Annotated in this window: 21 protein-coding genes; 14 read left to right on the forward strand and 7 right to left on the reverse strand. The window is 36.3% G+C overall.

The window, feature by feature from the left end:
• Positions 1–6: 6 nt before the first annotated feature.
• The 10 genes from B1B04_RS01700 to glpK all read left to right on the forward strand — a co-directional run bounded on the left by B1B04_RS01700 (position 7) and on the right by glpK (position 11,520).
• Entirely contained in the window at positions 7–777 is a 771-nt protein-coding gene (locus tag B1B04_RS01700; RefSeq protein WP_079559602.1) for an ABC transporter ATP-binding protein, read from the forward strand.
• Between the two features lie 11 nt (positions 778–788).
• Positions 789–1,547 (forward strand): class B sortase, encoded by a 759-nt coding sequence (srtB, locus tag B1B04_RS01705; RefSeq protein ID WP_240518164.1) that lies wholly within the window; start codon positions 789–791, stop codon positions 1,545–1,547.
• 369 nt (positions 1,548–1,916) lie between these two features.
• Entirely contained in the window at positions 1,917–2,444 is a 528-nt protein-coding gene (locus B1B04_RS01710) for a YceI family protein (protein ID WP_079559604.1), read from the forward strand.
• 362 nt (positions 2,445–2,806) lie between these two features.
• On the forward strand, positions 2,807–3,733 hold the full coding sequence (locus B1B04_RS01715; protein ID WP_079559605.1) for an NAD-dependent epimerase/dehydratase family protein: 927 nt from the start codon (positions 2,807–2,809) through the stop codon (positions 3,731–3,733).
• Positions 3,734–4,294: 561 nt separating this feature from the next.
• Positions 4,295–5,584 carry an AAA family ATPase gene (locus B1B04_RS01720; protein WP_079559606.1) on the forward strand — a complete coding sequence of 430 codons (1,290 nt, stop codon included), beginning with the start codon at positions 4,295–4,297 and terminating at the stop codon, positions 5,582–5,584.
• Between the two features lie 91 nt (positions 5,585–5,675).
• Positions 5,676–6,251, forward strand: a complete 576-nt coding sequence (locus tag B1B04_RS01725) for an RloB family protein (protein ID WP_079559607.1) — start codon at positions 5,676–5,678, stop codon at positions 6,249–6,251.
• A 451-nt stretch (positions 6,252–6,702) separates the two neighbouring features.
• On the forward strand, positions 6,703–8,346 hold the full coding sequence (locus B1B04_RS01730; protein WP_079559608.1) for a glycerol-3-phosphate dehydrogenase/oxidase: 1,644 nt from the start codon (positions 6,703–6,705) through the stop codon (positions 8,344–8,346).
• Between the two features lie 127 nt (positions 8,347–8,473).
• Positions 8,474–9,037 (forward strand): glycerol-3-phosphate responsive antiterminator, encoded by a 564-nt coding sequence (locus tag B1B04_RS01735; protein ID WP_079559609.1) that lies wholly within the window; start codon positions 8,474–8,476, stop codon positions 9,035–9,037.
• Between the two features lie 155 nt (positions 9,038–9,192).
• Positions 9,193–9,996: an MIP/aquaporin family protein gene (locus B1B04_RS01740; protein WP_079559610.1), complete on the forward strand. Its 804-nt coding sequence runs from the start codon at positions 9,193–9,195 to the stop codon at positions 9,994–9,996.
• 27 nt (positions 9,997–10,023) lie between these two features.
• The gene (gene glpK, locus B1B04_RS01745; protein ID WP_079559611.1) at positions 10,024–11,520 is read left to right on the forward strand and encodes a glycerol kinase GlpK; all 1,497 of its coding nucleotides are present in this window, start codon (positions 10,024–10,026) and stop codon (positions 11,518–11,520) included.
• 146 nt (positions 11,521–11,666) lie between these two features.
• Here the strand turns inward: glpK and B1B04_RS01750 are convergent, their stop codons facing one another.
• From B1B04_RS01750 to B1B04_RS01765, 4 genes are all read right to left on the reverse strand, one after another.
• Complete coding sequence (locus tag B1B04_RS01750; RefSeq protein WP_170938870.1) at positions 11,667–12,554, reverse strand: sigma-70 family RNA polymerase sigma factor; 888 nt, start codon at positions 12,552–12,554, stop codon at positions 11,667–11,669.
• Between the two features lie 76 nt (positions 12,555–12,630).
• Positions 12,631–12,864 (reverse strand): DUF2798 domain-containing protein, encoded by a 234-nt coding sequence (locus B1B04_RS01755; RefSeq protein WP_079559613.1) that lies wholly within the window; start codon positions 12,862–12,864, stop codon positions 12,631–12,633.
• A 36-nt stretch (positions 12,865–12,900) separates the two neighbouring features.
• Positions 12,901–13,758, reverse strand: a complete 858-nt coding sequence (locus tag B1B04_RS01760; protein WP_079559614.1) for an NAD-dependent epimerase/dehydratase family protein — start codon at positions 13,756–13,758, stop codon at positions 12,901–12,903.
• A gap of 466 nt (positions 13,759–14,224) precedes the next feature.
• Entirely contained in the window at positions 14,225–14,653 is a 429-nt protein-coding gene (locus B1B04_RS01765; protein WP_079559615.1) for a HEAT repeat domain-containing protein, read from the reverse strand.
• A gap of 344 nt (positions 14,654–14,997) precedes the next feature.
• Between B1B04_RS01765 and B1B04_RS01770 the strand changes: the two genes are divergently transcribed.
• On the forward strand, positions 14,998–15,756 hold the full coding sequence (locus B1B04_RS01770; protein WP_079559616.1) for an alpha/beta fold hydrolase: 759 nt from the start codon (positions 14,998–15,000) through the stop codon (positions 15,754–15,756).
• 419 nt (positions 15,757–16,175) lie between these two features.
• On the opposite strand, the gene B1B04_RS01775 is transcribed toward B1B04_RS01770, so the two are convergent.
• A complete protein-coding gene (locus tag B1B04_RS01775; RefSeq protein ID WP_079559617.1) occupies positions 16,176–16,859 on the reverse strand; it encodes a hypothetical protein in 684 nt (227 codons plus the stop codon).
• A 210-nt stretch (positions 16,860–17,069) separates the two neighbouring features.
• On the opposite strand from B1B04_RS01775, the gene B1B04_RS01780 reads away from it, so the two are divergent.
• Both B1B04_RS01780 and B1B04_RS01785 read left to right on the forward strand, forming a co-directional pair.
• Positions 17,070–17,564 (forward strand): CDI toxin immunity protein, encoded by a 495-nt coding sequence (locus B1B04_RS01780; RefSeq protein ID WP_079559618.1) that lies wholly within the window; start codon positions 17,070–17,072, stop codon positions 17,562–17,564.
• Positions 17,565–17,720: 156 nt separating this feature from the next.
• On the forward strand, positions 17,721–19,802 hold the full coding sequence (locus B1B04_RS01785) for a catalase (RefSeq protein WP_170938871.1): 2,082 nt from the start codon (positions 17,721–17,723) through the stop codon (positions 19,800–19,802).
• A gap of 366 nt (positions 19,803–20,168) precedes the next feature.
• On the opposite strand, the gene B1B04_RS01790 is transcribed toward B1B04_RS01785, so the two are convergent.
• Positions 20,169–20,717, reverse strand: coding sequence for a hypothetical protein (locus B1B04_RS01790; RefSeq protein WP_079559620.1), 549 nt, complete (start codon positions 20,715–20,717; stop codon positions 20,169–20,171).
• Between the two features lie 123 nt (positions 20,718–20,840).
• On the opposite strand from B1B04_RS01790, the gene lpdA reads away from it, so the two are divergent.
• Positions 20,841–22,178 (forward strand): dihydrolipoyl dehydrogenase, encoded by a 1,338-nt coding sequence (lpdA, locus tag B1B04_RS01795; RefSeq protein ID WP_079559621.1) that lies wholly within the window; start codon positions 20,841–20,843, stop codon positions 22,176–22,178.
• 70 nt (positions 22,179–22,248) lie between these two features.
• Here lpdA and B1B04_RS01800 read toward each other — a convergent pair whose 3' ends face one another.
• The gene (locus B1B04_RS01800) at positions 22,249–22,518 is read right to left on the reverse strand and encodes a hypothetical protein (RefSeq protein ID WP_079559622.1); all 270 of its coding nucleotides are present in this window, start codon (positions 22,516–22,518) and stop codon (positions 22,249–22,251) included.
• Positions 22,519–22,790 lie beyond the last annotated feature (272 nt).

Consider the following 22,790-nt stretch of genomic DNA (forward strand, 5'->3'; position numbering starts at 1 on the left):
GGAAACATGGAAATACAAGATATTATCGTATCGCATGATAATACTCGAAATCATTTAGATGGTGTATCGACGACCATTCAAAAGGGTAAAATCACAACGATTATCGGTCCAAACGGCTGTGGAAAATCAACATTATTAAGTGTTATGTCCCGCAACAATATACCGATATCGGGGAATGCATCTTTAGAAAACAAGGATTTGGTGCACTACAAGCCAAAAGAGTTTGCAAAAAAACTCGCGATTGTCTATCAGCAAAATGATGCGCCAAAAGATTTAACAATAGAAAAATTAGTGAGTTTTGGACGTTTACCACATCGTACTATGTTAAAAAGAAATGAAGAGGAAGATGCCGAAGCTATTGAATGGGCACTTACTTGCACGAACTTACTAGAAAAAAAAGATACCGATTTAGAGGCTTTATCAGGTGGGGAACGTCAGCGAGTGTGGATTGCTATGGCTTTAGCACAGCAATCTGAAATTTTATGTTTGGATGAGCCGACAACATATTTGGATATTTATTATCAAATTGAGTTATTGGAGCTTGTAAAGGCGTTAAATGAGGAACATAGCTTAACAATCGTTATGGTACTTCACGATATAAATCAGGCGATTCGCTATAGCAATCAAATCATTTTGATGAAAGCTGGACAAATAATAGCTGAGGGAGCACCACGTAACGTCATTACAAAGGAAGTTATTAAAGAAGTCTATGGTGTTCAAGCTATTTTCAATGAGGATGAGCAGCATGGATTTTACATGGTCCCTCTTGGAATATAACTGGTGATACGATGAAAAAATGGACATCTAAGTTGTTAACATTTATATATTTAGCTATATTCTTATACTCAGGCTTTGCATTAGCCAAGTACTTATACACGTACTATGAGACTTCAAAATCACTGGAAGAAGTACAAACGATTTATCAATCAACATTGGCTTCTTTAGAAGATGAAGTGGAAGAAAGCTCATCAACGCCATTCACAATCCGTCCACAATTCAATGATTTACTATCGGTAAATAAAAATATTGTTGGTTGGATTTCTGTAGACGGGACAAAGCTCAATAATCCTATCCTACAAGCTGAAAATAATGATTTTTATTTAGATCATAATTTTAAAGATCGAGAAAGTCGTGCAGGCAGTGTATTTATGGACTATCGTAATAATGTGCAGGATCTAAACCAAAATACTATTTTGTACGGCCATGCTATGAAGAATAGTACGATGTTTGGGAGTCTTAAAAATTACTTAAATCAGCAATATGCAGACGAACATCCTGTCATTTATTTAGACACTCTGTATGAAGGCTATGATGTCGAAGTGTTTGCTGCTTATGAAACAACAATTGATTTTTATTATATTGAAACAGAATTTACGAGCAATGATACATTCCTAAAATTCACAGACAAAATTCAAACACGCTCTGCAATCGAAATGAATATAGAGATTGGACCAGAAGACAAAATTCTTACGCTATCCACTTGTAAGGATTCTGTCTTGAGTGACGACCATCGTTTTGTCGTCCAAGGTAAATTAGTGAAACGCTGAGATAAGGAGCTTCCCATTTCATTGGGTGGCTTCTTTTTTATTTATATATTTCCGAGTCGGAGAAATCGCTCAGGTAATACGAAGAACCGCTAAGGTAGAATAATCTTGGAAAATAAATTACTTAACTCAAAAAACGTGATACCTTGAATTTTAAAAAAATTATTAAAAAATAACTTGACGTAAGTAAATTATTAATGTACAGTAAGTTACATAAAGTAATTAATTACTTTTCGTAACTATTATGTATGAAAGAAGTAACTACAAATGTTTATCCGTTAAATTTTGGGGAACATAATTAATGTAGTTGCTTCATATTTTAACATATATCTCGAATTCGAGATAAAAATAATTTTATTGGAGGAATTTAAAATGGCAAAATGGAATATTGATTTAGGACACTCAGCAATTAACTTTCAAGTAAAGCACATGATGGTATCAAAAGTGAAAGGTGTATTCGATACTTATTCAGCAAATATTGAAGCGGCAGATCTTGCAGATTTAACAACAGCAAACATTAGCTTTACAATTGATGCAGCAAGCATTAACACACGTAGTGAAGATCGTGATAATCACTTAAAAGCAGCAGATTTCTTCGATGCTGAAAAATATCCAACAATCACATTCAAATCAACAAACATTACAAAAAAATCGGATGATGAATTTGCGATTACAGGTGATTTAACAATTAAAGACGTAACGAAATCAGTAACATTTAATACTGAATTTAATGGTAAAGGTACAAATCCATGGGGCCAAGAAGTTTATGGCTTTGAATCTGCGACAACAATCAATCGTGAAGAATTTGGCTTAACTTGGAATGCTGCATTAGAAACTGGCGGTGTTCTAGTAGGTAAAGACATCAAAATTGCAGTTGAACTGGAAGTAAGCCCAGCTTAACATTTGTAAAATGTGTTCGATACATATCGGGCACATTTTTTTTGTTCACCACCAAAAGCTCTGGATGACTTTTGTTAAAACGTCTCTTCGTAACGGCTGGGCGACTCCTTGGGGATTAGCGATATAGAGGAACGAAGGCTAAAAGCATCACGTCCTGTGATAACGCCTTCGTGACCAACAACAAATGATTTCTGTAGCGAAAGCAAAGCGCCCAGCTGGAACGGAAATCAACCACACGTTTTGATGATGATACATTTTTTGTATGAGAAATGTTCCCGAAAAATAACACGATAAATATGTTACTTGCATAATTTTAGTAATTACTGCATATAAAACATCATATAGTTTTTGGGGGCGATGGGATGAATGTATTAGTGACAGGTGGATATGGTTTTATTGGTAGTGCAGTCGCAAGGCGTTTTTTTAAAGAAGGTGCAAATGTTTATATTATTGATAATTTAAGTACAGGCCATTTACGTAATGTCGACTTTGAGCATAAATCTTATCTTTTGAATGTGGAAGATGAAGTTTGTGAGCATCTCTTTAGAGAAACATCATTTGATGTGGTCATTCATTGTGCAGCGCAAACGAGTGTCCAAAAATCGATACAAGAACCAGTAAAGGATGTTTTATCGAATATTGTAGGGCTTAGTCAGATGCTCTTCTTATCGTCAAAATATAAGGTAAAGCATTTCGTTTTCGCCTCGTCGGCAGCTGTTTATGGAGATAGTCACTATCCTCCAATAGAAGAAACAGATGTTAGTGAACCGATTTCGATGTATGGATTAAACAAAAGTATTGGTGAGTCTTACTGCGAGAAATGGCAAAAAGATTACCGTTTACCAACATTAATTTATAGATTTGCTAATGTATTCGGTCCAGGACAACGTATGCAGGGCGAAGCAGCGGTTATTCCTTGTATGCTAAAAAGCAGTATAGAAGAAAAGCCCTTTACAATTTATGGAGATGGAGAGCAAACACGAGATTTCATATATGTAGAGGACATTGCGGATGCTATTTACGCCGGTGTACAGGCTAGATTACAAGGCATTTATAATGTATCAACGAATGAGGCATGGTCGATTCATCAAGTCATTTTATTATTGCAGCATTTAAATCATCCTTTAGAAATTCAATATGCTCCTGCAAGAGAGGGAGATATTGAGCATTCGTTTTTAAATAATGAAAAGTTAGCAAAAGCAATAGGGTGGAGGCCAAAAACTTCATTTGCGGAAGGTATAGAGCGTACATTGCAAGCGTTACAAGATGAAAAGATAGTAGAAATATAAAAAGTTGTACACAAAAGCTTAGTAGTTAAAGATCACCAACATGATAAAGGCGATTTACTCTTTCATAAAGGGAAAATCGTCTTTTTATAATTTAAATTACTGGTGAAAACTTATCATTCATCCTAAAGTGTGCATTTTATAATTGGAATTACGCAGGGTCATCAACAAAACGTGGTTGATTTCCGTTCCAGCTGGGCGCTTTGTAGCTGCCGCTACGCTTTCGCACAGATAAAACATTTGTTGTTGCTGTCGCTACGCTTTCGCTACAGAAAACATTTGTTGTTGCTGTCGCTACGCTTTCGCTACAGAAAACATTTGATGTTGGTCACGAAGGTGTTATCACAGGACGTAATGGTTTTAGCCTTGTTCCTCTTTCGCTGATTCCCAAGAATTCGCCCAGCCTCCACTCCATTCAACTTATATGTATAGTATAGGTTTTACCAAAAGTCATCCCAAACTTTTGGTGATGAACCATTACACGGAGTAATAGTTGTTTTTTTAGGCTATAGTATAATTATCTTTTAAAAGGAATGTTATGGAATTGAACGGAGGCTTGCAAATATGCTAGTAGATTTTAGAGTGAAAAATTGCCTGAGTTATAAAGAGGAAACACTATTTTCAATGGTTGCGGGAAGCCGTATTCGTAAATTAAAGGACACACATACGATGAAATTTGACTCGATATGCCTTGTGAAAAGTGCCTTTATTTTCGGACCAAATGGAAGTGGGAAATCGAACTTATTCACGGCTATAAAAATTTTACGTTCTTTATTGTTTAACTTTGAAAATCTGAATAATGTTAAACAACTACGTTTGCCCTACCAGCCGTTTAAGTTAGGAGGTCAGCAAGGGAAACCGACTGAATTTATGATTTCATTATTCATAGATGGGGTACTGTACGATTATGAGGTTCAATATAATGCTTCACAAGTACTTTATGAAGGGTTAACTAAAACGACAAAATCTTTGAAAGAACAGCTCTTTAATAGACAATGGGATGGAACAGAATATTTGTATGAAACTGCCGAAAGCACAGCGCAAGAGCTGACAAAATATACGCGTAATAATACAGCGTTCTTATCAGTATTAAATGTCTTTAATGACCCAGATGCTACGAAAATATTTGATTGGTTTTTACATAAAATATTGTTTTTAGATGAAGCGAATCGGTTATCAAGTCATCCACTTATTCGTAAACTTGAAGAGGAGCCCTTTAAAAAAGAAGTGATGAAGTTGCTAAAAGTTGCAGACTTTTCTATTCAAGATGTGACGGCAAGACGCGTTGAGCGTAGAGAGAAAAATACGATTGGCTATGATTTTGACACGCCAGAGGTTATTCAAGAAGTGGATATCGATTTGCACTATTTATCGTTCGATGAAGCAGGTGCGCCAATCGGGACAGAGACGATCAATTGGACGATGGATTCAAAGGGGACAGTCCGTATGCTGCATTTAGCATGTGTCATGGTAGATGCATACAATAAGGGGAAGACTATTTTTATAGATGAATTTGATACAGCATTTCATGTGTCCATCTGCGAATTTTTAATGGCCATTATGAACAGCAAGCGTAACGTTACGAATCAATTTGTTGTCACAAGTCATGAAATTGATTTATTAGACCAGCCATTACGTTCCGATCAAATATGGTTTGTAAATAAAAGCTTTAAAAATGAATCCGAATTATACTCTTTATTTGATTTTGCAGATTTGCAAAAGAAACGTGGAGATATTTCCTATGCCAAGCGTTACTTAAAAGGAGAATTTGGGGCTACACCGGTTATTAATGAATATTTATCAGATCAATATTTAACTTCTTTCAACGGGTATCCAAACACCCCGCTAAAATAGAGGAACTCAGTCGAAGAACGCCAAGTCCGGTGGCAATTTATCTGTGCGACAGCCGAGGCATAATTGATAGGAAGTGGGAGGTGTCTGAGCAGTGAGAGTACGTCAACAAGGGAATCGAACACTGCGTAAAACCATTTTAATTTATTGTGAAGGTGAAACCGAACGCATTTATTTTGAGCAACTGCGTATTTTAAAGCGCTCCAAACTGGTAAGTGTCAAAATAAAAAACGTTAAACGTTCGGCTATTAAGCTTGCGCAGCATGCCTATCGAGATTCAAGCTATCAATATTTTGATGAGGTTTGGATTGTTTTTGATAAGGATGATTTAACCGAAAAGCAATTAGAGGAAGTGAATGACTTTTGTGAGGAGAATAATATTCATATTGCCTATTCAAATGAAGCGTTCGAATTATGGCTACTATTGCATTTTGAAGAGGTCGATATGTCTGAAAAGTATCCTCGTGCAGTATTAAATGACAAAATGGAGCAGCATCTTGGGATAACACGTTATATTCGTCATAAAGCGGATGAATCTGTCATTGCTCCTATCGCACTTCGACATGAGGTTGCTATTAAAAATTGCACAGATATGATGGCACTTCGCAAGACAGAAAGCCGTGATAATCCTTATTGCAACATACATGAAATGATACAATACATATTTTAACTTCTTTCAGCGGGTGCCCAAAAACCTGTTGTTTTTATATTTCAGCACAAAGAGGTGTGAATAACAATTATTAAAAGTATGACATATATTAAGTTGATCTTCGTTACGACTCGGCGACTCCATTCAATGCGACAACGACAATTAAGATTTATTTATCCACAATTCAAAATGTAGATAAATAAATTTGTTGTATTGGGGAATAAATAACACCAGAAGCCATGACAATTAAACAGTACATATGAACGTTCTAAACCTATAAATGATTGAAAAGGGTATTTTGTATTTGATTTAGCCTATCGAACTTGCCTTTTCTCTCTAAACACATTACAATGAAGTTAAGTTAATATAAGGTTTGAGCGATTGAGAGACCATTAAAAACATATGTACATTGTGTACATGTGCTTTTAATGGTCTCTTTTTTTTCGTTCTTAAATTAAGGAGGAATTTTATTATGAGTACGGCTTCAGCAATACAACGTCAACAAACGATTGAAGAATTACAAAATAAAGAATACGATTTATTGGTGATCGGTGGCGGTATTACAGGTTGTGGTATCGCACTTGATGCAATTGCTCGTGGGCTTTCTGTAGCGTTAGTTGAGATGCAAGACTTCGCAGCTGGGACTTCTAGTCGTTCGACAAAATTAGTGCACGGTGGACTTCGTTATTTAAAACAATTTGAAATAAAAGAGGTTGCAGAATTAGGGAAAGAGCGTGCAATCGTTTATGAAAATGGACCACATGTAACAACGCCAGTTTGGATGCTACTGCCATTCCATAAAGGAGGCACATTTGGTAAATTCTCAACGAATGTTGGTTTACGTGTTTATGATTTTTTAGCAGGGGTTAAACGTTCTGAGCGTCGATATATGTTAAATCCTGCAAAAACAATGGAAAAAGAGCCTTTGGTCAAAGCTGAGGAATTACGTGGCGGTGGTGTTTATGTAGAATATCGTACTGATGATGCACGTATGACAGTCGAAGTTGCCAAAGCTGCCATCGAAAAAGGCGCTACACTCATTAACTATACAAAAGCAGAGAACTTTTTATACAATGACGAAAAGAAAATTAATGGTATCGTAGCACAAGATTTGATTGCCCAGAAGGCATTTAATATTCGTGCAAAAAAAGTTGTAAATGCTGCGGGTCCATGGGTAGATGAAGTTCGTACGATCGAAGGGAAACAAAATGGTAAGCATTTAATTTTATCTAAAGGTGTGCATATCGTTTTTGATGAATCTAAATTCCCACTACGTCAAGCTGTCTATTTTGATACACCTGATGGTCGTATGGTGTTTGCAATTCCTCGAAATGGGAAGACATATGTTGGAACGACAGATACATTTTACGAAGGCGATGCACGTGAAATGAATATCCATCAAGAAGATCGTGATTATATTATGAAGGCTATTCATTACATGTTCCCAAAAGTAAAAGTCACAGATGAAGATATCGAATCAAGCTGGGCAGGTGTTCGCCCATTAATTCATGAAGAAGGTAAAAATCCATCTGAAATATCTCGTAAGGACGAAGTATGGGAATCTCCTTCAGGTCTTGTGACAATCGCTGGCGGTAAATTAACAGGTTATCGAAAAATGGCTGAAACAGTTTTAAATAAGATTGCACAAGATTTAGAGCAACGCTTTAGTATTTCATCAAAACCATGTCATACAAAGAATATTCGTATATCTGGTGGTGATGTTGGCGGCTCTGAAAACTTAGATGCCTTCGTATCAAAACGAACAAAAATAGGTGTCGAAATCGGATTATCGGAAGAGGAAGCAAAACATTTAGCGCATCATTACGGTTCTAATGTGGACACTGTTTTTGAATATGCTAAAGAACAGCATCCTGTTTTACCTCAAGGGCTATATGCTCAACTACTGTATGGTATCCATCATGAAATGGTTGTTCATCCAAACGACTTTATGATTCGTCGTACAGCCTATATGTTCTTTAATATCGCCCTTGTTATACAATATAAAGATGCGGTATTAGATGAAATGGCAAAACAATTAAATTGGTCTCCTGAACAACGTACTCAATTTGAAAAAGATTTAAATTTAGAAATAACAAGAGCTACAACTGCATTATAATAAAAAGGAAGGTCGTCTTAATGGCGACCTGACTTTTTAACTTCTTTCAGCTGGTGCCTAAACACCCTGAAATATAGGGAATCAGTCTAAGAACACCACGTCCTGTGGCATATAAAGGGGAAATCAAATGAATTTCAATAATCAACAAATTATTCCCGCTGCACGAACAGTAAAGCAATTTGATGAAATATTAAATAGTCGATTCGAATACATTGTTCTATTAGAAGTGCATATTAGTTTGCTCATGTCAATAAAACGAGAGGCGGATCGGAACGGTAAAAAATTAATTATTCATGCAGATTTAATTCATGGCTTAAAAACGGATAACTTTGCAGCTGATTTTTTATGCAATGATATCCGTCCAGCAGGAATAATTTCCACGCGTTCTAATATGTTAATAAAGGCAAAAGCTCGTGGGATTATTGCTATTCAGCGTGTCTTTTTAATTGATACGATCGCGCTTGAAAAAAGCTTTTCAATGATAGAATCAGCGAAGCCAGATTTTATTGAACTATTACCAGGTGTTATTCCTTCTATGATTTCAGAAGTGCACCAGCGTACAAAAATTCCTGTTATTACAGGTGGGCTAGTTCGCACAGCTGAAAGTATAGAGGAAGCGTTATCAGCTGGAGCAGTAGCGATTACAACATCAAATAAGAACTTGTGGGAAAATTTCCAAAAATATTGTTGACTATGTATGTTATTTTCTCTACAATGTACATAAGTTAAAAAGCGCGTGGTTAGGAAAAGGAACCCACATTTATTCATCTGCATTGAAACTTGCAGTTTGTTTAAGTGTGGGTTTATTTTTTTGCTAGGTGTACTATTTACAAAGGGGGTTTTTGTATGTCAACATTTACAGCTGAACTTGTCGGCACGATGATTCTTATTTTATTCGGTGGTGGCGTTGTTGCAGGTGTATCACTGCACAAATCGAAAGGTTTTGGCGGTGGATGGGTAGTGATTACATTCGCTTGGGGTCTAGCTGTAGCTATGGCTGCATATGCTGTTGGTGGTATTAGTGGGGCTCATTTAAATCCTGCTTTAACAATCGCGCTTGCTACTATCGGTAATTTTCCATGGGAAGACGTACCTACGTATATTGCCGCACAATTGATTGGTGCATTTTTAGGTGGAGTACTCGTTTATTTTATGTATTTACCACATTGGAAGGGTACGAAAGATCCGGAAGCGAAACTAGCTGTATTTTCTACAATGCCAGCTATTAAGCATCCATTATCAAACTTAATTTCAGAAATGATTGGTACATTTATACTTGTTTTAGGTATTCTAGCATTAGGAACAAATACAATTACGGATGGCTTAAATCCATTTCTAGTTGGTATGTTAATTGTAGTCATCGGGATGGCATTAGGAGGTCCTACTGGTTATGCAATAAACCCTGCGCGTGACTTAGGTCCACGTATTGCGCACTTTTTCTTACCAATCCCAGGTAAACGTGACTCAGGGTGGTCATACGCATGGATTCCAGTTGTAGGTCCAATTATCGGTGGTACATTCGGTGCTCTATTTTTCCAACAAATTTTTGAGGGAGAAAATAGCATCGCATTTTGGGTATTAGCAATTATCGTAGTTATTATTTTTATCAGTGCTCAAATGACTGTGAAAAATATTAAAAGTGAAGAGTAATTAAAAAATTATTTGGAGGTATTTCCGATGTCAGAAAAAAAATATATTTTAGCTTTGGACCAAGGTACAACAAGCTCACGTGCTATTTTGTTTGATGAAAAAGGGAGCATTCTCCACGTTGCACAACAAGAATTTCCGCAATATTTCCCACAATCCGGATGGGTTGAACATCATGCAGAAGAAATTTGGTCTTCTATTCTTTCTTGTATCGCTACAGTGCTTTCTGCAAAAAATATTGAATCCAATCAAATTGCTGGGATCGGTATTACAAACCAACGCGAAACAACTGTTGTTTGGGATAAACATTCAGGTAAGCCAATTTATAATGCGATTGTCTGGCAATCACGTCAAACGAACGCTATTTGTGAGGAACTGAAAGAAAACGGTTACAATGACTTATTCCGTGATAAAACAGGTTTATTAATCGATGCGTACTTCTCAGGTACAAAAGTAAAATGGATTTTAGACAATGTTGAAGGTGCTCGTGAAAAAGCTGAAGCAGGCGATTTATTATTCGGTACAATTGATACGTGGTTAATATGGAAATTAACAGGTGGTAAAGTCCATGTTACAGATTATTCAAATGCTTCTCGTACATTAATGTACAACATTTATGATTTAAAATGGGATGAAGAAATTTTAGACATTTTAGGCGTTCCTGCATCTATGCTTCCTGAGGTTCGTCCTTCTTCAGAAGTGTATGGCTATACGGAGGAAGCTCTGTTCTTCGGCTCTGCTGTTCCAATTGCAGGGGCTGCAGGTGATCAACAAGCTGCACTATTCGGTCAGGCTTGTTTCGAAGAAGGTATGGTTAAAAACACTTACGGTACGGGCTGCTTTATGTTGATGAATACTGGTGAAAAGGCAGTGAAATCAGAGAATGGCTTATTAACTACGCTTGCATGGGGCTTAAATGGCAAAGTAACTTATGCTTTAGAAGGAAGTATTTTCGTAGCTGGTTCTGCGATTCAATGGTTACGTGATGGCTTACGAATGTTCCGTTCTGCTTCAGAATCTGAGCAATATGCTGAACGTGTAGAGTCAACAGAAGGTGTTTATGTAGTTCCTGCATTCGTTGGCCTTGGAACACCTTATTGGGATTCAGATGTACGAGGTGCAGTCTTCGGTTTAACTCGTGGTACTTCTAAAGAACATTTTGTACGTGCAACATTAGAAGCGTTGGCGTATCAAACAAAAGATGTACTTGGTGCGATGGAAGCTGATGCCAATATTCCGTTGGCGAAATTACGTGTAGATGGTGGGGCAGTTGCAAATAATTTCTTAATGCAATTCCAATCAGATTTATTAAATGTACCTGTTGATCGTCCAGTCGTTAATGAAACAACAGCTTTAGGTGCTGCGTACTTAGCAGGTTTAGCAGTTGGCTTCTGGAACTCGACAGATGAAATTAGTGAGTATTGGAATTTAGATCGTCAGTTCACACCTAATATGGATGACTCACATCGTGAAGAAATCTATGCAGGGTGGAAAAAAGCTGTGGCTGCTGCTCAAGCGTTTAAATAAAGATAACTGAATAGAGATGAAAAAACCTTGATAGGCTGATTTGAAGCGGATCCCGGTTGTTAGATAAAAATCTAACTGGGGGATCACTTCAGTAGCCGATCAAGGTTTTGTTATAGGTAAAGAACTTTCCATATACAAACGTATTCTTAAATAGGATTATATTTCAACTTACTTGGATCTACTACATAGAAAATCTTGTTAATTGTTTCGGATGAAGAATTCCAGTCAAAACAAAAAACGCCTGTTATTTTATCATTTTCAGTAACTACTATTCCATATTGATTATTTATTATAGCTGCAGTAGCGCTTTTTCCAAAGAAAAACTTTTTTGCTATTCCTGAAATAAGAGCTAATACCCGCTCTTTACCTTCAATGATGTTTATTGCCGTTCTTACTTTACCTCCTCCATCAGCTGCAAATAGAATATCATTAGATAACAAATGGGTTATTCCATGAATATCTCCGTTGGATAATGCCCATATAAATTGTTCTATATAAGTTTTCTGAAGATTAACAGTCAAATCTTTTTCGCTTTTTCTTCCCATTTTAATTTGTGCTCTACTCAATATCTTACGGCTGTTAACAGTCGTTGTGTTAAGAACATCGGCAATCTCACTATGCTTTAGCCCTAGAGCATTTTTTAATACGTAAGCTATCCTCTCTTTAGGTAAAAGTTTTTCCATAAGAACCATATATGAATAGCTTAATTGATCTGACTGGATTAGATTCTCAAGAGGCTCACTATTGAATGTCTGTAGTATAGGTTCGGGTAACCATGTACCTATATAATTTTCTTTCTTTTTTCTACTTGATTTTAGTTCATTCATACAGCGGTTAACGATCATTTTATTTATATAAGCTTTTAAATTAGTAATATCTTTCTCAATATTTTCATGTTCTTTTAATTTCAAAAAAGTATCTTGAACAATATCTTCAGCATCTGTCATTGAACCAAGTAAATAGTATGCTATGGATAAACAATAATTCTTATATTCTTTATATAAGTCTTCTATATTCAAGTCATTGATCAACACGATAAACCCTTCCCTCTCTAATATTATGCATATCATAATCCGAGGAATATTCTACATACATTTTATATTTTATCTATCATTTATCTACAAAAGTAATGAATGTCATAAGTTTATTTATAATCCGTGGAAAAATGTAAGCACAAACCATAGCACACAAAAATGCTTCTCCCCACATTGGTAACCAATGAATTAAAAATGTATGGCTATATCCTAAGTTTATAGAAACAAGGATAAACGATATGAAACAAGAATTAAAAAGTCCAATTAGAACAGTGTAAATAAAAGACTTATAAATTTTATTTATGTTCATAAATTTAACCTTCTTATATTATAGTTCATTTTATTATTAATAATGATGCAACAATTTAAATCCTTTTGTCCAAGAAGGGTAAATAGGTTCCCAGCCATATTGTTTTTTTGCTTTTTCATTTGATGCTCCTCGTTCCCAAGAATCATATATATCATTTATAGGAGGGAGAGGGGCCCTGATAACTTCAGCAAAATAGGGAAGCCAAATAGAGGTTTTTGCAGGTTCATCATCTACAATGTTTACAGATCCTGACGGCCAATTTAAAGCTAATACAGCAGCTTTTGCTGCGTCTTTTACGTGGATAAAGGATGATATCCCATTTGTTGCGTTTAGTTCCTGACTTTGTAATTGTTTAGCAATTAGACCGTTACCCGAAAGCCAAGTTCCAGGACCATATAATGTACCATAGCGAAGGATAACGAACTCAGGCATTTCTTTTACCTTTTCCTCTAATGAAATAACTCCATCAATTGTTTTTTTGCGAGGTAATACGGCATTAGTATCTAAAGGTGTTTCTTCTATAGCTAGCGTATTCCCAGGCTCATAAGCCCATGAAATACTTTGTGCAATTATCTTTTTTACTCCAACGTATTTAGCTGCATCAACAAGGTTTCTTGTTCCTTCTATTCTTATTTTTGAATTATCATTTATATCACCGCTACTTAGTGCAGTTAGTTGATGCATTACAACATCAGGTTGAGTTTCAATTAAGGCTGCATAAACACTATCTCGATCAAACGCATCTGCAATTACTGGTTTTATCCCCATCTCTTGCATTGTTTTAACATGTTTTTCTGACCGAATCATCCCGATTACTTCATGCCCCTCTTCTATTAACATCGGAATCACCACTTTTCCTAATACACCAGTAGAACCAGCAAGTAATATTTTCATAAATAAACCTCCTAATTATTATAAATACAAGATTAATATCTCTAAAAACTAAGACAATTAGGGATTAGGAAGTGTGACACTTTTAAAAGAAATTATAAAAATAGTTATGTACAATATAAGAGAACCGAATCCTTTACTGTTTTTCATGTGTTATGTATAGTTGCACCTTGTATTAAAGAACTGTATAAAAGAGAAGGTTTGTGAAATAAATGTACTTAGTAACGGGGTGCTTTATTTGAAGAACATTGAGCTGTTTTAGACAGCTCTTTTTTCTTATTGTACTAACGGAGCAGGATAGTTTAATAAGGTGTTTGTTTTATCATTAAACAATAAAGATAGATGATCAAAGAAAAGAAGTAATACAATTTAATATTAGTTTCGATGAACCGCAGCGTAAGATAAGAAAAAGCCATTCCCTCCACAAGCGGAGAGAATGACCTTCCTTCATAAATCGCAAAACTACTGATTATAGTTTTGCCCAACGTTCCTCTAACCAGTTCATAAATTGTACACCTTTGTCGCCCTCATACGCATCAAAGACATCTAAACGCATACGTTTTAGTTTATCCGCAAAGTCTGCCACTGTATGGTCCTTAGGCAAGCTCTTTTTCACCCGCAGGAAAATTTTGTCTGTACCTTTGATAATATCAAAACGTGCAGGTGATGGCTTCTCTACGTCCTCACCAAACGCCGCGAGTGCTTCATAGGCTGCTAATTGCACCTTGTTGACAGTATCATGCTGCATACGATTTTTTAATAAATCTATGATTTTGTCATGTTGATAAGCCGATAACATTTCGACTGCGTCTAAACGCTCTCGCCAGCTAGACGTATAATTGGCCTGTTTTTTTAATGCTTCATACTGCTCAGGTAATGCTGTTTCAAACTGTTTCAAGTAATTGCACCTCTTTTTTGAACTAGAGGAAAAATGAATTCTTCTTCTGCTTCTCTTATTATACGTTGTCTGGGTGAAAATAGCGATGAATTGCTGGTAAGGATATATATAGAAAATGAAAACTAACTACATTAGTGAACCGTATCATAAGTATGTACTATTCTTTATTAGATTTGCTTTTCTTATTAAACTCCCATGAAAGAACTTAATCATCTTTCATTTTCTGTGGTGAAGTTCTGATTTTGGTGCTTCATGGGTGGCTAAAAGGGTGCTTTAGTAAAAGATTACAGAGTTGCATAGACGGAAAATATTGTGAAGTTTATAATTTAATTGGGTGATTAAAAGTGACTATACAACTTAAAAAGATAATCGATTTCTATGATAGGCGTATACTGTTCAATAAATACCAACGTAAAAATACACCAAGCGTAATCTTTATTGCAGGGTTAGGCGATAGCCATGAAACATGGAAAAAGGTCCAAGACAGAATATCGGATGAAACGTCAACCTTGTCCTATGACAGGGCGGGTATTGGCAGGAGTCAAGATGTAGCAGTTCCACGGACTTGCTGTGATCTAGTCAAGGAGCTCTCCGAATTGTTGCAAGCGCTTGACGTGGAGAAGCCATATATATTGGTAGGACATTCTTTTGGTGGGTTGGTCGCCAGATTGTATACCAGTCTTTATCCACTGGATATCTGTGGTTTGGTTTTGGTTGACGCTGCACCAGAATATAAAGAACTTGCCTATGAAAAGGCTCTACCAGAAAATCTACTTGCAGGAAATAGGGAATATTTCGAGAATCCTATGTTAAATAGTGAGAAAATTGATAAAATACAGAGTTATAAGAAAATTGTTGAGCATTCAAGACAAAGTGACATCCCTCTCTCAATTATTACTAGAGGTTTACCCGATAATATTGAAGACGGATGGCCTTCTCAAGAAATATTAAAAATTGAACAAAGTCTACAAGCAGAATTCCAATGGCTGTCAACGTCAAGTAAGTTCCGGATTGCTAGTCGTAGTGGACATTATATACATCATGATGAGCCTGATATTGTGATAGAAGAGATTTTATTGATGTTAAATGGGATGGGAAAGTGAGCACCCTTATTCAACGAACGAGGTGCGTTTATTAAAGATCATTGAAATATATGAAATAACAAGTAGAGGTAGGTCTACAGTGATCTGTAACATCCGTATGAACAATTTGAGGTCACACCTGTCTGGGAAGTTATTAATAATGGATTAGATGAAATAAAGATATTGAAGAAACGACAGGCAGAGAATACATAGTCGGCTACCTTTGCAAATTGATAAACGAATTAGTATAGGCTGAATAACAACAATCTTTTAGAAAATAGCTAAAAAAAGCATTCGGTTAACATATTTGTGCCGAATGCTTCTTCTTATTTAAAAATTCTTGTTAATAAAATCTAAAGTGGAAGAATGTTTTTTGATATCATCCCACCGGGTCATATACACCTTTTTCTAGAAAAATATACTCTATTGAAGCTTTTGGCTTAATCTTCTTTTCGTAAAATGATGCCTGGGTTTTCTTTTGTCATTTTCAGCAAAAATTCTTCTTTTGTATTTACATCCTTCAACTTTTTTATATCTAATGCTAAGGAACCTCTATCATTTAGTTCTCTCGTATCTGAGACAATAATAAGGTCAAATGACGCACCACTTTGTTTTATTAATTTTTGAACTTCGTATAAGCGGTCAAAATCTTTTTCTTCAAAATTCTTAATATCCAAATGAGAAGTAGAATATAAAAAACCCCAAATATCATCTTTCTCTTCGCTAAAAAACACTCTAGCTTCATCATTAAATGATTCGTTAAATCCAAGTTTTTTGATTTCTGGAATAACTTTATCTAATTTGTGTAGTTCCGTATCCGCTGCTAATGCAGTTGCATAATTATCTTTGATTAAATGCTTATTTCTGTAATTCAATTTAGACTCATCTTCCGATGAATACGAATTTACTGTAACAGTAAATTCTAATTCTTGATGGTCAACAGGAGAAACAATGTATGAATCCCTACCTAATTCTAACGAATTTTTATTCGAACTTTTTATTACGATGTCGAATCCGTGTGTATCTTTCACATAATCCTTAATTAATTTATCGTTAGAAAGAGAATTACATGCACCTAAAATCATTACTAAAAATAAAGAAAATACCATTAATACTTTTTTCAATTTTTGTCCCCCAGAATTACAGTGTAAAATTACCGAGTAATAATAATTATATATCTTTTTAGAAATGTTTGCGAACATAGCATAGTACATTAAGTATTGATGGAGATTATTTAATTAGGACAGTCGCATCTGGTTCTAACGGAGCAGATTGGAGAAAGATGAATTTGTAAACTTTTACATACAATAAACTAAATAGTTAGGGTGAATATGGTGAAGGATAAAAAGGAACGTTTAAAAGAGTTGCTAGCCAAGCAAAAACAAAAAGAATTAAAAGAAGAGGAAAAAAGGGAATACGAAACGATTTTAAAGGAAGTTTATGCGTTGTTTCCAAATATTGTTTCTAAAGAGGAAGTGGAAATATTATCAAAAGAAGATTCGAAAAAAATTACAGAAGAATTATTTGATGAATTTCCATTTGGTGCTAACGGAATTGAATGGACATTTATGTTTTACAAAACTATATTTTCTAACTTTGTTGATTATGAAGGTGCATTAGCAGAACTAGTCATTAAAAATCATAAAGTGAATAATGAAATTTGCTATATTATTGACCTTAACTCTCAACATGTCATTCAAACAAAACTGATTAGAATTATACATAGAGTTGAAGAAGTTAGAAATTGGGACAGATATATTTACTCACCTCAAATTAAATTGGTGATTGAATTCTCCTCCAATGATATTGCTGTAGGATGGAAGAAATAAGTTTTCACTTCAAATAACGGGGGCGATTTTTGTGCTAAAGGGTTAGAATAGTCATTTTGTCGTAACTAAATATTGAGACAGTTTCTATAGCAACGCCTTGAAGCATGTTTATTCCAGACAATCATATAGTGTATATTGAGAATTATGAGTATTGGAATGAAAGGGGATTACGTGGATAAATCTAAGTCGAATCAGGGCAAAAATTTAGACGAGAATGCGAAAGATCAGCAGCTAGAGCAGTTTCGTGTCGATAATGAAGGAAAAAAGATGACGACAAATCAGGGGCTAAAAGTTTCGAATGATGAGGATTCGTTGAAGGCCGGTGTTCGTGGCCCAACCATTATGGAGGATTTTCACTTTCGAGAAAAAATGACACATTTTGATCATGAACGTATTCCAGAGCGTGTAGTGCATGCGAGGGGTTTTGCGGCGCATGGAGAGTTTGAGCTGTATGAATCGATGAAAGAATATACTAAAGCAGGCTTTCTACAGGACCCTAATAAGAAAACACCTGTATTTGTCAGATTTTCAACTGTAGTTGGAAGCTTAGGGTCGATGGATACTGCACGTGATGTTCGTGGTTTTGCGACGAAGTTTTACACCGATGAAGGCAATTATGATTTAGTTGGAAATAATATACCTGTCTTTTTTATTCAGGATGCGATTAAGTTTCCTGACTTAATTCATGCGGTAAAGCCTGAGCCTCACAATGAAATGCCACAAGCAGCCTCAGCACACGATACATTTTGGGATTTTGTGGCGAACAATCAGGAAATTGCGCATATGATTATGTGGCATATGTCTGATCGTGCAATACCTAGAAGCTTTCGAATGATGGAAGGGTTCGGTGTTCATGCTTTTCGTTTCGTCAATGACAAAGGAAAGTCGAGGTTTGTGAAATTTCATTGGAAGCCTGTGTTAGGTGTACATTCACTCGTTTGGGATGAAGCGCAAATTATTGCAGGAAAGGATCCGGATTTTCAACGACGTGATTTATGGGAATCAATTGAAATCGGTGATTATCCAGAATATGAGCTTGGTGTACAAATGCTTGAGCCAGAGGACGAGTTTAAATTTGATTTTGATATTTTGGACGCAACTAAGCTTTGGCCCGAAGAGATCGTGCCAGTTAAAAAGATTGGGAAAATGACCTTGAATCGTAATGTAGATAATGTTTTCGCAGAAACAGAGCAAGTCGCCTTCCATCCAGGAAATGTTGTGCCGGGCATAGACTTTACAAACGATCCACTTTTACAGGGCCGGCTATTTTCTTATTTAGATACACAGCTAATTCGTCTGGGAGGACCAAACTTTGCAGAAATACCGATTAATCGACCTGTTTGCCCAATTCATAACAATCAGCGCAATGGCTTTAGTCGACAAACGATTAATGTAGGAAAAGTGAGCTATCATAAAAATTCTTTGGCCAACAATTCACCTTCAACATCAACGGCAAGGGAAGGTGGCTTCGTTCATTATGAAGAAAAGGTTGAAGGACGTATTACACGAGCACGTAGTAAATCGTTTGATGACCATTTCTCTCAAGCAAGGCTGTTTTGGAATAGTATGTCGCCCCCTGAAAAACAACATATCATTGACGCCTTTAGTTTTGAGGTAGGGAAGGTGAAAAGTAAGTCTGTTCGACAGCAGGTTGTCGATATGTTTGTCCGTGTAGATAAAGCAATGGCAACGACTGTGGCCGATAATATTGGTGTTAATCGTCCAAAAGGAGAGCAAGTAAATGTCACGTTATCATCACCTGCACTTAGCCAGGCAAATACAATAAAAATGCCACAAACACTTAAAGTAGGCGTGCTTATAGGTGATGGATTTGATGCAAATGAAGTTGGAGAAATGCTGAAATCTTTAACAAGACAAGGTGTTCGATACAGCATTATTTCTGACAAATTAGGGGTTGTTACTAGTAATGATGGCGTACAGTTAACAGCAACTGACACCTTTATAACTACAGATGCGGTACTATTTGACTCGTTATATGTTGTCGGCGTAAAAGCAAAAAATCAGGCAAAGTTCAATTCTTATATCGTTAATTATATCAATGAAGCGTATAGACATTACAAACCAATTGGTATTGCTACAACCGGAACGACATTTTTTAATATGTCCAATGCCAATGTCGGGCCAGGCATTGTGTTAGCCACTGGCGACAAAGACTTCGCTAAAAAATTTGTCAACGCCATAGCTCAACAACGCTTTTGGGAACGTAATATTTATTAACTAATATTATTTTGCCTGTGGGTATGGGGGATACCCGGGGGAGCAGGGTGAATACTCGCGGGCGGAGTGAATACCCGCGGAAGCAGGGTGAATACTCGCGGAAGGAGAGTGAATACCCGCGGAAGCAAGGTGAATACTCGCGGGCGGAGTGAATACCCCGGAAGGAGAGGAAATACCCGCGGAAGCAGGGTGAATACTCGCGGAAGCAGGGTGAATACTCGCGGAAGGAGAGTGAATACCCGCGGAAGCAAGGTGAATACCCGCGGAAGCAGAGGAAATACTCGCGAAAGCAAAGCGAATACAATGATCACAACGTATAATGAAAATCTCTCCTTGTTCTATTAAGAATAAGGAGAGATTTTTATCTTACTGCACGTTAAATTCAATTGTAGCTGATGGTTTGTACTCTGTTTTTTGTTCATTTGGGTCTTCTGTGTAAAAGTCAGTACTTCCTTTTACGATATAATGTCCTTTTGGAAAATGACCTTTCATTGTTTGTTTCATAAATTCAACGAGTTTAGGTTCTGAAAATTCGTTATAACCGCCGCCGCTCGTGTAGAACTCTTCGTAGGGCACATTTCGTTCAAGAATACGTGTAATTAGTGGAGTATCCATTGCACTAGGTATTTCAAAATTTCGGGTCGTTTCCTGCAAATTAAATAAAAATGGGGAGCCTCCATGGTAAATTGTTACGTTTTGTGCCTGCCCTACATATGTGAGTTTAGCCGTTATCTTTATAGGTTCTCCCTCTGTGAAGGTAGGTTTTGCAATCGAAAGTTCATAAAGAAAGTCTTCCTGTTGTGTAGTAGCCGTTTGTGAATAGTTCTTACTTGGTGGGGGCTTTAATGCGTCTTTGTCCTGACAGGCGGCAACTAGTAGTAGCATAGAAAATAGCAATAATAATGATTTATGCATACCAATCCTCCTTTTACATTAGCTGACGATGGGGCAGCCGAAATGTTACTAAAATCCCTGTAACATTTATGGCATTGCATTCAAATTTTGTAAATGCTATGGTGGTAAATGAGGTGATTTTTCGTGGAAAAATTTGATATTGCAATTATTGGTGCGGGGCCTGGGGGCTATGTAGCAGCTATTCATGCAGCAAAAAGTGGCAAGAAAGTTGCTTTAGTAGAGCGCGATAAAGTTGGAGGGGCTTGCTATAATGTCGGCTGTATTCCTTCGAAAATTATGTTAGAGCACAGTAAGCTTATTCAAGAAATAAACAGTGGTAATGACTGGGGCATTGAAACTCCTACAGTAAACGTGAATTTTCCAAGATTGATGCAACGTAAGGACGCTATTATTGACGAGCTTTTAACAAATATTGAAGGCTTTATTTTGAGCAATCAAATTACTTTTTATCGAGGAGAAGCAGTAGTATCTAGTGACTTGACTGTAACAGTTGATAATGATGCATTTACAGCTACGGATGTTATTTTAGCAACTGGAAGTAAACCATTTGTACCACCATTTGAAGGGTTAGAAACGTCTTACTACTATACTACGGATACATTTTTTAGTCTTGAAGAACTGCCGAAGCAATTAACAATTATCGGTGGTGGTGTTATTGCAGTCGAGATGGCATTTAGTTTAGCGCCACTTGGAACAAAGGTGACGATGTTAAATCATAGTGAAGATATTTTACAGACGGAAGAGCCAGATGCGCGACCACTTATTCGTGAACAGATGAAAAAGCTTGGTATTGAGCTTGTAACGGATTTCCACTTTAAACATTTTAATGGCAATGAGATTCATACCTCTAAAGAAATTTATACATATGAAAATCTTTTGTTTGCAACAGGTCGACGTCCAAATACAGAGATAGCTCAGCAGCTTGGTCTAGCATTTGATGGTCGATTGATTGCTGTCAATGAGCATCTTGAAACGAGTCAGCCACATATTTATGCGATAGGTGACTTAGTAGGTGGTTACCAGCTAGCTCATTCAGCGAGTGCAGAAGGAATGCATGTTGTGGATCATATTTTAGGAAGTAAGCCAGCACTGATTGATCAAACTTCGATTCCTCGCTGTGTTTATACACATCCTGAAATTGCGACATTTGGTTTGCTGGAAGAGCAGGTGAAAGAACCTTGTATGGTTTCTCAGATGCCTTTACATACAAACCCTAAGGCATTAATGGAAGGTAATACAGTGGGCTTTATAAAGCTTATTGCGACGAAAGAGGAAGGACGTATTTTAGGGGCTTGTGTTGTTGCTGATGGGGCAACAGAAATGTTAAATGCTATTTTAGCTACTAAAAATGCTGGCGGCACTGCCCACACTCTATCAAATATGATTTTCCCACATCCTACAGTATCAGAGCATATAGGGGATGCTGCCAAAGCTATTTTTGGTAAAGCCATTCATCAATAAAGATTTTGAAAACTACATTCATCAGCGGAAGGTTATCCTTCTCGTTGGGGGAATGTAGTTTTTCTTTTCATTAAAGTATCCATAACAATATTGTAAAGCTTAAAATAATTAGTCCAAATAAAATGGAGAGCGTTTTAAAAATAACAATATGATGCTTTTGGGGAGCGAATTTATCAGAAATTAATAATACAACAGCTAATACCAAATCAATTAAAAAGAATGTTTCAGCCCCTCCCGAAAAATCATCATCTTCTTCGTACTTTTTAAAAGCAATATAAAAAGCGTTCCCAGCAAAAAATAATAAAACTAATGAGCATGCAAACAGCATTAATTTACTCATACAATTACATCTCTCCTAATGATTCAGCTGCACAATAAAGTCCTCAACACCTTCTTTGAAGCGAGTTTCTCGCATGTCATTGCTCCAATATAAGGTCGCCTGCCCAAATGTTTGTTCCTATGCTGATTATAATAAGTATTTTTACAGGTTTCAAATAGCGAAATTTACCTTTGATTGAACAATCTAAAAATTCTGTTGACTTTGTGTTTTATTATGTTATGTTAATTCTATAAGAATACTTGGTTTTAAATTCGAGTTGACTAGAAGGCTTC

Origin of the sequence: Lysinibacillus sp. KCTC 33748, from assembly GCF_002237755.1 — a bacterium.
Classification (GTDB): domain Bacteria; phylum Bacillota; class Bacilli; order Bacillales_A; family Planococcaceae; genus Lysinibacillus.